Annotated in this window: 8 protein-coding genes; 1 reads left to right on the top strand and 7 read right to left on the bottom strand. The window is 46.4% G+C overall.

The features are described from left to right. Positions 1-146: 146 nt before the first annotated feature. Together OP864_RS12310 and OP864_RS12305 are read right to left on the bottom strand one after the other, a co-directional pair. Positions 147-4,868, bottom strand: a complete 4,722-nt coding sequence (locus OP864_RS12310) for a T9SS type A sorting domain-containing protein (protein ID WP_270098472.1) — start codon at positions 4,866-4,868, stop codon at positions 147-149. Positions 4,869-5,301: 433 nt separating this feature from the next. Next, a complete protein-coding gene (locus OP864_RS12305) occupies positions 5,302-6,504 on the bottom strand; it encodes an imelysin family protein (protein ID WP_270098471.1) in 1,203 nt (400 codons plus the stop codon). A gap of 181 nt (positions 6,505-6,685) precedes the next feature. On the opposite strand from OP864_RS12305, the gene OP864_RS12300 reads away from it, so the two are divergent. Further along, positions 6,686-6,964: a DUF202 domain-containing protein gene (locus OP864_RS12300; protein ID WP_270098470.1), complete on the top strand. Its 279-nt coding sequence runs from the start codon at positions 6,686-6,688 to the stop codon at positions 6,962-6,964. A 232-nt stretch (positions 6,965-7,196) separates the two neighbouring features. On the opposite strand, the gene OP864_RS12295 is transcribed toward OP864_RS12300, so the two are convergent. The 5 genes from OP864_RS12295 to OP864_RS12275 all read right to left on the bottom strand — a co-directional run bounded on the left by OP864_RS12295 (position 7,197) and on the right by OP864_RS12275 (position 11,676). After that, a complete protein-coding gene (locus OP864_RS12295; RefSeq protein WP_015693398.1) occupies positions 7,197-7,457 on the bottom strand; it encodes a hypothetical protein in 261 nt (86 codons plus the stop codon). Positions 7,458-7,479: 22 nt separating this feature from the next. Beyond that, a complete protein-coding gene (locus OP864_RS12290) occupies positions 7,480-9,075 on the bottom strand; it encodes a zinc-dependent metalloprotease (protein ID WP_270098469.1) in 1,596 nt (531 codons plus the stop codon). A 73-nt stretch (positions 9,076-9,148) separates the two neighbouring features. Further along, a complete protein-coding gene (locus OP864_RS12285) occupies positions 9,149-10,216 on the bottom strand; it encodes a DUF418 domain-containing protein (protein ID WP_270098468.1) in 1,068 nt (355 codons plus the stop codon). Between the two features lie 15 nt (positions 10,217-10,231). Then, positions 10,232-10,546, bottom strand: a complete 315-nt coding sequence (locus OP864_RS12280) for an MGMT family protein (RefSeq protein WP_270098467.1) — start codon at positions 10,544-10,546, stop codon at positions 10,232-10,234. Positions 10,547-10,560: 14 nt separating this feature from the next. Continuing rightward, complete coding sequence (locus OP864_RS12275; protein ID WP_270098466.1) at positions 10,561-11,676, bottom strand: leucine-rich repeat domain-containing protein; 1,116 nt, start codon at positions 11,674-11,676, stop codon at positions 10,561-10,563. Positions 11,677-11,838 lie beyond the last annotated feature (162 nt).

Below are 11,838 nucleotides of genomic sequence, written 5' to 3'. Positions count from 1 at the left end.
GCCCCTAGGGCCAATGGCCCAGCGCTGCGCAGCCGTGGCCGCAGGCCAGACCGAGCCGCCGGAGGCGGCGAAGGGCCGAGCGAAGAGCGAGCGGCGGAGCATAGCGGCGGCCGCCCGCCCTTATTGGGGCGGCCGCGGGCCCCAAATTATCGGACTAATACCATTTTGCGTTGTACTTGGAATCCTTGGCCTTGGATAGCGAAAATATAGACGCCGGCGGGCCAATCTCGGGCCCAGAGCTGTAGGCTTTCTTGGCCAGGCTCCCAGCTTCCTTCTTCAAAGATGCGGCCTTGCAGGTCCGTAACTCGCCAGCTATGTGCTTGTTGAGGGAGTTCTGCCAACTGCAAATTAAAGAACTCTGAAGAGGGGTTGGGATAGAGTTTTAGATTTTGGAAGGGAGCCGCAGCGGCCTGAGCGGCCTCAAAAGTGGAGGTGCCCAGAGAGTCGAGATAAATGGTAATATCTCTGGAGCTAGTGGCTTGGAAGACCTCCTTAGAAGTGGCTGTTTCCTCTTGGATAAAGGCCACTACCGAGGCTTCGTTAAAGTCAAAATCATTAGGGTAATTCCAGGTATATCGAATATGTTCTTGGTCGCCAACAGCGAAGGCGCGGCTATATCGGCTACCATCGGCAGCGGGCAACATTTTGCGCATCACGCTATGGGTATATTCTCCGCTAAAATAAGTGAGCGAATCTTCTAGCACGGCAATATGCAGATCATAATCGCCTAGCGGAAGGTCTTCTAGGGCGGTGAAAGTAACGGCTACCTCTAGAGTATTTCCGGCATAGCTCACAAAGGTATCGATACTAATATCGAACTTAGGCGAGCGGAGCATATCCTCTTCAAAATCGACCATTTGGAGATCTTGAGAATTGGAAGTAGCGCTAAATCTTCGGCCATCGATAAGGGCTTTACCGGCCTGTGAAATCCCGTATTTGATGACTCGAGCCGAGGGGTCGTCGATATTAAATAGATTAAATCGGTCGTTGGTATTGGGGAAGCTCGTTTGGTATTGGAGCATCACCGCATCATAGATCACAGGGGTGCGATACATGAGGTTATATACATGTTGGTTCACATAGTCAAAGTTATTGAGGCCCGAATTAGAAAAGTGTTCGAGCAGAACATTTCGGCTACGGTTACCGATCCAGATATTATCAAAGGCTACTCCATCGAGGCCCTGCACTACGCCAATTGCGCCAAAGGCGATACGGAGGCGGAGGTTAGTATAGTGCATGAGGTCGTCTAATTTGTAGCGAGCATCTTGCCAGCCATCAGAGTCGCCCGACCAGCCTCTGGGGGCTAGGCTTTGCACACCGGGGCGGCCAGCCACCACATTATAATTGTACCATTCGATTCCGCGGCCTTGTTCGCCAAGAGGCAGCCATTTATTGGCATCTTGATCAAAGTATTCAATAACGGCCCCATCATTTCCGGGGTCTGTTTCATAGTAAAGGTCTAGGCTAATCATTGGGCGTTCGAGGGCCGTCATATCAATACAAGGGCTATACACCCAGCCATCTTCTCCGCCTGAGGTATAGGCTCTGTTGAGTCCAGTGATCCAGGTATTTCCGTGTCCAGAAGCAATCACATTGGCGTTAGAGGTTCCCCATTCCCAGAGGTTACTGCTCGTATTGGCCGATTCGGCCTCCTCGATCCATCCGCCCGCATCGGCTTCAAAATCTTGGAAATAAGGAACAGAGTCTGTGGGTTGAATAGCGGGCAGCACCAAAATGCGCAATTCTGCAGAATCGGAGCAATAGCTATTATTTTCTACAAAAAGGGAGGCGGTATAGACCCCTTCTTGGGGATAAACATAATGGACCGTATCAATCGTATTATCTGATAGGTCAAATGTTCCAGAACGAATTGTTCCATCTCCAAAATCCCAAGTTACTTGAGAGATCGAATCATAGAGCGTGGTGGTTCCTGGGATGGTTCCTGTTAGTCCTAATTGTGCATTATCTGGAAAGAGCACAGCATCTTGTGTTCCGCAGCCATCGATAGAGCTAAAATTCACATTAGGCTGACTATGCACATAGAACTCGGCATAGGCTGTATCTCGGCAAACTGCGGGAAAATTGGTAGAGTCCTCATAAATTGCTCGAATATTGTGTGCACCGACACCAGCCACCTGAGGCAGCAAGAAGTCGGTATTATTGAGTACCCCTGGTCCATCATAATTCAGTACATTTCCGGCACTTAAATAAGGGAAGAAAAAGAGGGTATCTTGGCCCAAGCAAACATGAGTGGTCGTATCGCCGCCCCCATCTACGGTAGAAAAACTAAAGACGGGATTGGGGTAAGTGGTGAGTACGGCCTCTGTTCGATTGACGCAACCCAATTCTTCCAACTCATAGACCACCGTATCCACTCTAGTACTTGTGAGTAAGGTTGGATAATTGGGGTTGGGATAATAGGTCGCATCATGAAGCGTATCTGTTGTATTATAGTAGTAGAACACCCCACCAGCGGGTTGGCCATTTAGGCTAACGGGCTGATCTGACTCACAGAAGAAATAGTCGCTAACCGTTAAGCTAGGTTGCGGCAAGGGGTTAATGGTTACCGTCAAATAAGTGGTATCGCTACAGCCCGTATTGGGGTCGGTATAGCGGTACTCAAAGTCTACCGTACCTGCCGTATTGGGCGTAGGCGGGGCATAAATAATATTGGGCTGAAAAGCACTATCCTGAGGATTTTGGATCGTTGGGCCAAAAAAGATTCCTCCGGCAGGCGAGCCGGTTAAAATACCTAAGGTGTCATTGGCACAATAAGTATCTCCCAGTTGATCACTAGACAAAATGGGGTTGGGGCCTGGATCTACCGTAAAGGCAGAGTCAATAAAGCTTTTACAGCCATACTGATTGACATAAGTATAGCGAATATTAAAGGTACCTGGAGTTGCCGCCTGCGGATTAAAGATGGGTCCAAAACCACTAATCCCCTGCCCGGTGAAACTACCTTCTCCAGGCTGCAAAGAATCAGGGTGATCATAAAGCGTGGGCGCAGGAGCCGTCAAGAGTTGGTTAGAGGGGTCATTATAACAATAAGTATTGTTGCCATTTCCCTGATTGGCCGAGTTCCGACCAATAAAAGCCAAACTAATCGGAGCCACAATCGTAAACTCCGCCGTATCATAAGCAATACAGTTACCAATCCCCGATTCATAAATCAATCGATAGCGAATATCACTGACCTCTCCTTGGTGCAAACTTGAGGGACTAAAGTTGTTGCCCGCCTGACGTACTGTCCCCGTATTAGGGCCCGTGAGGGTGATCAAGTCGTGTACCCCACCAGCAGGCGTAGAGTTTAAGCCCACAATTGGCACATCATTACAGTAGTTGGCCTGCAAACTAGTGTCAATTACTGGGTCCTGCGGAGCAAATAACTCAATGGCCTCATAATAGACCAAGGTGGTGACGGTGTCTAGAATTGGGTAATTTGATAAATCCTGTGTACCATTATTATTATTATAATTCCTACCACCACTACCACTGTAGCGTCTTCTTTCCTCCATATACTCAATGCGCACCCAAATAGTATCAGTTCCTAAAGGAGCAGCCGCAGGATCAATCTGATAACGCTCTTGCCCTTGGTTACTATTGAGCACCGTTAGACAAGAGGCTGGCTGTACATCTACATCCATTAGATAACCTCTTTTTATGGTCCCGCCTCTGCGGCCTGAATAAAGAGGATCCCAAGGAAAGTTGTCATTGTCTCGCCCAAAGGTAAAAGCCGTATCCAAACTACAATAAGAATAAGGCATTACCCGACCCGGAACATCCCGAACCAAAACATTGGCCGTGGCCTGAGCCAAACAAGGCCCATTCTGCACCTCATAAGTCACAGGAAATGTCCCAATATCTGACTGAGAAGCCAAAAAGACCTCCCCTTCAACTACATAAGTCCCATAAATCGTATCGGCTAGGTTGTTATTGACAATCAAGTTCTCAAAACTAGTAGGAGTAACCCCCTGCAATTGCAAAACAGCACTATCCTCTCGGTTGGTTACCGCCGCAAAAGTTGCCCCATCAATATTATTATTATAAATAGTGGTAATCTGAGATCTGAACTTAGACGGACAATTAACCGCTGTCGTCTGCATGATTGGCCGATAATCATACCGAAGCGTATAGGTCGTAGACAAGTCCTGAGCCGCCACAATAGATGTCGCCCCATTCAACCCATTCGGCACAAAAGTATAGTCCAAAGGGTTGTTCGGATTGTTATTCGTAATGATATAATCATTCGGCGGATAACCCGTAAGCGCAAAGGTGTTCGAAATACTAATCGAACCCGCCCCCAAAGAAGAAGATGGCGCTGGCGTAACAAAAATTTCTAGATCTTCCGTCGTACACATTGTCGTCGGAATAGGAGACATATTTACATCCGGATTGGTCGCCAACAACACAATGGTATCCAAGGGAATCGGCGCCACCGTATAGTTACTATCTACCGCATACAACACAATAGTCCCTGAAGTAATATCTAGTGGAGCCGAAAAGGTAATGGTCCCCGAATAATTCCCCGCAGCCCCCTGACGAGTCGTCTGCGCAATAAGACTATCCGTAGTGTAGCCCCCAGAAGGCGGACTCAAATGCGTCGCAGTTTGCCAAGCCTGAACATGAGACCAATAAATCGTATCTGTTGTGGGCACGCTCTTCACCAAGCGCTGCCGCCCCCCTTTTACCGATAGAAAAAAGAAGTCAGGATACTCCGAATATCCGCTGTAGTTAATTCTCACATCATGCGTCGGATATGCTTCTTGTATAGCCGAACCAACATCTAAGTTCGTGATTGTTGTCGTTTTCTGCCCCCAAAGACAAAAACTCAAACTCAGCAATAAAAGGGTAAATATGTTCTTCATAGTGTTGCGTTTTCTATTCTAATTCCTCAAGGCCCCTCCGCCAATAGGACCCCTATCAAATGTTAAAACGATTTTAAGCTTTTCTTCGGCTACTCTCTCCCCCTTTTTTTATTTTTTTTGGGGCTGCCCCGCCCTGCAGGCGGGTCGGGCTGTGTCGCAGCTCGCAGGTCTGCTCGGCCCTTCGGCAGCAAAGCTGCCTCGGTCTGCCGCTTCGCGGCACTGCTTTCCATCCCTCAGCCAGTCGCTTCGCTCCTCTATCGCCAGCACAAATGTGCTGGCGATCAAAGATGTCTAAAAATAGCGTTTTTCAATTGCTAAAAAAAGACTAAACTCTCCTAAATCTTCTTTTCCCCCTAATTGTCTACGTTTTGTCTAAAAAAAAAGAGCGGCCCAATTAGACCGCTCTTCTTCACATACTATTAAGAGTTATCCCCTATTCAGGTAGCTCTGTGCTAATCGTAAAGCCTAAGGCCACCGCCGCATCAGCCAATAAGTCCCCCTGGTTTTGCAAGGCCGTAATAGCCTGGAAAACAGGCCCGTTATCTCCTACGTTCTCCTGCGTGACGTATTTATCAAATGGAGTGGGAATCGCATTGACTTTGTCCATTACTTCTTCCATAGCAGTCTCTAAATTGGCCGACTTCTGCTCGTCCAAATTGCGCAATAAGGCCAAAATAGAATGCTCTTGGTCCCCAATAATTTGACCGTTCACATCTTCATAGGTCCCCGACAATACATTATTGATCCCCAAAGCATTGGTAATAATGTCTCTATGCGTGTTGTCTGAAAAACAAGAGTGCTCATCTTCCTGCGGATTATCCGCCGGATTGGCCTCTAGGGCCACAAACATCCGCTCTCCAGCCAATTCTGACTTAGACAAGATGGCCGCCCCACTCAAAATCTTAGCCAAGGCTACATCTTCTTGCATGGCTTCAAAAGTAGTTCGGTAGCTCGCTCCAACAGCCCAAGCTGCCTTCAACTCTGCCAGTTGTTCTACCAATAATTCAGTAGTTGCCTGCAAATACTGAGCACGACGCTGCGCAAAAATGTCGCCCGCAAAATCCGTATGGCTGCGGTCTCCGCCCTGCCCCGGATTTACATTGACGTCCAGATCATCTTGGCCCCAAAGCAAAAATTCAATCGCATGATATCCAATGCTGATGTTCTTCTCGCCTCCCTGCTCATTCAAACTGGCCAATAACTCTTTGCTCAAAATAGGATAACTGGCCGTATCGTAGATAATGCCACCATTTACAATATTTCCAGAAGCATCCTCTACATAATCAATGTAGTTTTCATCCAAAGGCCAAGCATTCAAATCCCCCTCTGGCCCATCGGCATCATCAATAGGGCCATCATAAAAACGGAAGGCCTCCGTTTGGCCATAAGGCTCTCTAGCCGCTTTCCAAGCCGTTTTGGCCGCCTCTAAAGTTGTGGCAGAAGGTCCAGCCACCAAATTGTTAATCGCAGTCTGCAATTCCTGCGCCTTCAAATGACTGTCGCTATAAGAAGCATAAACAATCTCGCAGTAGTTGCTCACTACCTCATCTTTCAACCCTTCATTGGGGTCTTCATCTTTCTTACAAGCCGTTAGGCTCAATGCGCCCAAGGCTAGCGCTAAGGTCCAGTTTTTCATTATTGTTAGTTTATTAAGATTTAATCTAATTAAGATTAGGCGCAAAGATAGCAGCATTCATCTAAGCAAAAAATATTTTGATGCTTATTTTAAAGTCCTCTTAAATTTAAGCAGACTGCCAACCTTATCACAGAAAATGATGGCTATTTTTTGTTGCTTAGGCCCAAAACAAAAACAAGCTATGTCTGATACTACCAATAATAACCCCCAACCCTTGGTCCGCGATTTACTTGCCCTAGACCGCACCCACCTCGCCAATGAGCGCACCGCACTTTCTTTTATGCGCACAGCACTTTATATGGTGGTTACGGGCTTTGCCATTATCAATTTTTATCCCGATAAAGCAAGCTCTCATTATACGGCTTATGCGCTTTTTGCCTTGGGCTTAGTGATTTTCTTCTTGGGTATTTTTCGATATTTCCAGATGAAGGCCAAAATTTTGGACCACTATAAGGAGTAGGGTCCTGCAGGCGGCGAAGCCGCCGCAAAGGCGCGCAGCGCCGCGGCTGAGGGATGGAAAGCAGTGCCGCGAAGCGGCAGACCGAGGCAGCTTTGCTGCCGAAGGGCCGAGCAGACCTGCGAGCTGCGACACAGCCCGACCCGACCGAAGGAAGGGGCAGCCCCAAAATAAAAACCGCTAACTTCTAGATCTAGAAATTAGCGGTTTTCTCTTTCTCTTAGCGAGCCTGCTCTTATTCCAAATAACGCTGATCATTGCCCGAGCGAGAACGAATGGCCGCCCCAGCCGCAATGCCGCCGCCCAACAACAAATAGCCTGCAAAACCACCGGTAGCAATGGCCGCCAATAGGCAAACGGCAAAACCAATCCCCTCTACAGTTAGGCCCAATTTGCCTCTAAAACGGTATTCTGCCGCCGCTTTGAGGGGAATGAGCGAAAAATAGCCGACCACCGCAGCCATGGTCCAGAAAATAATACTTCCAATCAAAAACATATCTCTTATTTTAAATGAGTTCTTACTTAATGATAAATAATTTGCCTTGCATTTCGCCTGTTTTGCTGCGAAACTGCAGAAAATAACTGCCGCTGGCCCAATCTGTAGGCAATTGCAACTGATAGCGGCCCGCGCCAGCTTGCAACTGAGCGCTTTGTTCCCAGATCAACTGTCCTTGAGCATTAAAAATTCGCCATTGGCCCATTTTTTCTCCCTCTAGGGTCCATAAAATTTGCAAAGGCTGCCCCTGCGGCAAAGGGTTGGGCCCCAACTGAAAGTCCGATAAAACGGGCATATCCAAATCAGTTAGGGCCGTGGGCGAGTTGGTATTAAACTGCTGTGTGGGGCCATAACCCGCACAAAAATAGTTGTAGGTTAAGGGCATCACCCGCCAGCTATAAGGGAACATATTGGGACGAGGCGACAAAATGCGGTTGCTCTGAAAAAAGGTGTCGGCCACAATCACTTCTTCAATAACTTGGCCGCCTCCCATGGGCTCTTTGTAGAGCTGAAAAAGGTAGTGCGTTGCTCCAGCCGTGGCATTCCATTGAAAGAGCGGATATTCGGCGGGAATAATGGCATTTTGGCTAGGGCTGAGCAAAGTACTCAAATTACTAAAGCTGTCTAGGCTGCTAGGCTGCCCGATCCAATGCCCTCGCTCCGTCAATAAAAAGGCATTCATGGCCTGAATTTGCTCCTGAGAAAAGCCAACTTGGCAGCTGCTCAAGGCATAAGACATAATATACCAACCATCACTTAGAAAAGCCACGCTATCGGGATCTAACTGATAAATGGTGCTGCTGGCATTCGTCGAATTACAAACCCAACGATAGGCCAGATAATCGGCTGGAGTATCACAAAAACCATCGGCGGCAATACCACAGTTGGCATTGGGGCCTGTTCTGGGCACCTTTTCGACCAAAAGGGTGTCGATAATTAGGGTATCGGGATAAGGCTGGTCCTTAAAATCGGTGTAGTTAATGGTCACTTGCGTGGGCGCTGGCTGCGAAAAACTAGTCTGCGGACTGCCGTTCCAACTTTGCCCCCCTTCCCAACCAATAAAGGTATGCGGCAAGCCCAAAGCATGGCCCAACTCATGGGCAAAGGTGTGTCCCGTCAGGCAACTATTGCTCATGGCCACCCCAGCATAAGGCAGATTATAGCCGCAGTTTCCAGAGGCTGGAGAAGCCACAAAATAGACATTCAGGCTGCTATCTCTATTATATTGCAGCATCTTTTGGCCGCCCTGTGAGACCGAATCATGCACATAAAAGTCGGTATCATAAATCTTGCTAATGGGGGGCTCTACATAAAACTGGATGCCCGTGGCCGCAAAATCGGTATTGAGCTGGCAGACCGACTGCAGAATCTGATCGATAGGAATACTGCCCGTGCTATCATCCTTAAATACCTGATGAATTGTTAGTCCAATATATTGGGTACTATTAGATTTTGCCGCCAAGAGGGGCGCATATTGGCTGGGATTGGCCTGATAATTCTTTAGCCAGGCCGACTTATGCGAGGGGCTGCCACAAGACAACCACTCAAAGGGTTCTTGGGCCAATAAATAGCTGCTCAGCAAAAGTAAGGGGAGGAATAATAAAGTTCTTAGCATCATCTTTTTTTTGAAAAGATAAGCTTCTTTTTCCTTAACTCATTTATATAAAGTGGCTTATTTTGGGCCTCAATTCCTAATGCCCACAAACTTTACGCATTAGCCATTCTAACGGACCTAGTTTAAAATAACTAAGCCAAAAAAAAGAAAATGCAACAGCCAGCAAGCTAAAGACTAAAGCATAAGTAAAAGAAAAAACAATAGAGTAGGTCCCCAAGCTATTAGGCCAGAGCAATTCTACGGCCGTTATTCCGATCACAATATGGGCAACATAAACGCTAAGAGCCAACTGCCCTAGTTTATTTAAAAGAAGTACAATTAAATTGGTCGAAAATCTTTGTCCAATCAAAATACAAATAGAAATAAGAGTAGCAGCAAATGAAATTCCATTAAACATATATAAAGGATATGGAGGCATAGGGCTTGTTGCTAAGATAGTACTCCATCCATTTTCTTCTAAGCCAACTATATGACTTCCTGCCAATGCTATAAGTTGAATGAAGAGAAACACTGCGCCTCCCCCAAACAAAAATCGACCAACAAACTTAGAGTTTTGTAAGTCTTGCTGGCCTAGCCAGTAGCCAAATAACATGAAAGAAGTCCAAGGCAACACGGGGTGAAAACCATTAACAAATAGATTTCTAAAGAAGCCATTTATTGACCAGAAATCAAAATAAGTCAAGTTTTCAAAATTCCAAGAAGTTTCATAGGGAATAAAATACAGCACAAATGGGTAGATAAAAATAAAGGCCAAACTACTAAGCAATAATACAGTTTGCCTTGCCTTTAATAAAAGTAAAATGGCCAACATGTATACACCATAAAAATGGAGAATATCTGCTGGCCAAATATAAATATAAGATAGCCCCACAACAAAGAGAAAAAGAGCTCGCTTGGCTATTTTTTTCTTAATTACGCTTAGTTTAACTAGCTGCTTATTTTTCAAAGCAGATTTAGTCATCAAGGCTAAACCCACTCCAGCCAAAACCACAAATAAGGCAGCGGCTTTTCCATCAAAAAGACTAGCTAATGCTTTTAGTTGGGGGCTACCCTTTCCTCCTAAAACTACTTTAAAATTAACGATAATCATTCCTATAACAGCTAGGGATCTAGCTAGGTCAATACCTATTATCCGTTTCTTCATTGCATTTCAATTTGACTACAACTCCTCTAGCGGCTCCCAAATATATTGTTCAAAATTTTGGATTTGGTCTTCTACAATTTCTAGCCCCTCGGCCTCTAAAAGGGCCTGCATAGTTTGTCCACCAAAATGCAGCTTGCCCGTCAGGCGGCCCAAGCGGTTCACTACTCTGTGGGCGGGCACATCTGTCGGGCATTTATTTAGGGCATAGCCCACCTGCCGAGCCGCCCCAGCTTTTTCTAGGGCAGCGGCAATTCGGCCATAAGTACAGACCTTTCCTTTGGGAATTTGGCGAACCAATTCATAGATCGCCTCATAAAAATCACTAGCCATCTTTTGGGCCCAAGTTAAGCGTTATTATTGAGCCAGACAATCAGTTCGGGATCAATGTCTTTTTGCCGCAAGGGGTTTTTACGGTAGTTCAAGCTGCGCAACTCCTGCAAATCCATAATACTTAACGGTAGGGCCGACAGCTGATTATTTTCTACACGCACGGTTTTCAATTGCTGCAAACGCCCAATAGTAGCAGGCAATTTGGCCAATTGATTATCTCGAACAGATAGCTCGTAGAGTAGTGCCCAATTTTTAATGCAAGGCAATTTCTCCAACTGATTCCCATCCAAATTTAACAGCCGTAGCAAGGGCAAACGCGCCAAGGCAAAAGGCAAACGCCTCAACTCATTCTGGCTGAGGTCCAACCACTGCAAACGCTGTAAAGAACAAAGCTTAGAGGGGAGCTTCTTGAGTTTATTGTTTCGCAAACTCAACTCTTGCAACTGACAACAACGCCCAACGCTTTTAGGCAACTGCTCTAATTGGCTATGCTCAACGACTAGCTTACGCAAACTAGACAACTGCCCAATTTCCTCGGGCAAATACATAAGCGGCGAGGCCACCACTTGCAGTTCTTCTAGCTGCTGCAATTGCCCAATGCTTTTCGGCAAATAAGAAAGCGCCAATTGCCCCAAATGCAGGCGACGCAATTGCTTTAGCTGCCCGATCTCCTCGGGCAGTTCCTCCATTAGCCCCATCTGAATCTGTAGCTCTTCCAATTGATGCAATTGCCCAATACTAGCTGGCAAGCGCTTGGCTCGACTATGAAATATGCTCAGCTTTTTGAGCTGCTGCAAACGACCCAATACTTCCGGGATCTGATACAAAGACCGCTGTCGAATAAATAAATGCTCTAAGGAAAATAATTGCTGTATCTCTTTGCCCCCCATTTGCACGACCCGCTGCCCACAGCTCGCCCGATATAGCGTTTTTAGGCCTTCTAGCTCTTGAAACATCGGAATCTGCAAACTTTTAATCCAACTCAAGGCCATTTCTATATTGGCCCGATCCGCAGATTGGAATAGTTGCCAGATCTGCTCCTTAAAAGGATGCTCCTGCTGCTTTTGCTCTTCTTGGACCAGCATGTACCGACTGTAGTAGTATTTTTCTGTTGCTGCTCTTGCTGCCATAGCCATACAATTTTATAGAATGAGGGGGGAAATCAATCTCTATACACAAAACTAACCGCCAAAAAGAGCTTTAAAGGTGCAAAACATCACAGAACCAATAATAAACAAATTAAAATTTGGCAAATGTAATGTATTTAAAATTTTCAACTGTCACAAAAGCTG

Source organism: Saprospira grandis (assembly GCF_027594745.1).
GTDB classification, from domain to species: Bacteria; Bacteroidota; Bacteroidia; order Chitinophagales; family Saprospiraceae; genus Saprospira; species Saprospira grandis.
The sequence above is the reverse complement of the archived record's forward strand: the minus strand, read 5'-3'. Positions and strand labels throughout refer to the sequence as shown.

Coding starts and splice junctions, on each gene's coding strand:
- OP864_RS12275 (WP_270098466.1), bottom strand. CDS start 11,676: ATGGCAGCAAGAGCAGCAACAGAAAAATACTACTACAGTCGGTACATG.
- OP864_RS12290 (WP_270098469.1), bottom strand. CDS start 9,075: ATGATGCTAAGAACTTTATTATTCCTCCCCTTACTTTTGCTGAGCAGC.
- OP864_RS12285 (WP_270098468.1), bottom strand. CDS start 10,216: ATGAAGAAACGGATAATAGGTATTGACCTAGCTAGATCCCTAGCTGTT.
- OP864_RS12310 (WP_270098472.1), bottom strand. CDS start 4,868: ATGAAGAACATATTTACCCTTTTATTGCTGAGTTTGAGTTTTTGTCTT.
- OP864_RS12295 (WP_015693398.1), bottom strand. CDS start 7,457: ATGTTTTTGATTGGAAGTATTATTTTCTGGACCATGGCTGCGGTGGTC.
- OP864_RS12300 (WP_270098470.1), top strand. CDS start 6,686: ATGTCTGATACTACCAATAATAACCCCCAACCCTTGGTCCGCGATTTA.
- OP864_RS12280 (WP_270098467.1), bottom strand. CDS start 10,546: ATGGCTAGTGATTTTTATGAGGCGATCTATGAATTGGTTCGCCAAATT.
- OP864_RS12305 (WP_270098471.1), bottom strand. CDS start 6,504: ATGAAAAACTGGACCTTAGCGCTAGCCTTGGGCGCATTGAGCCTAACG.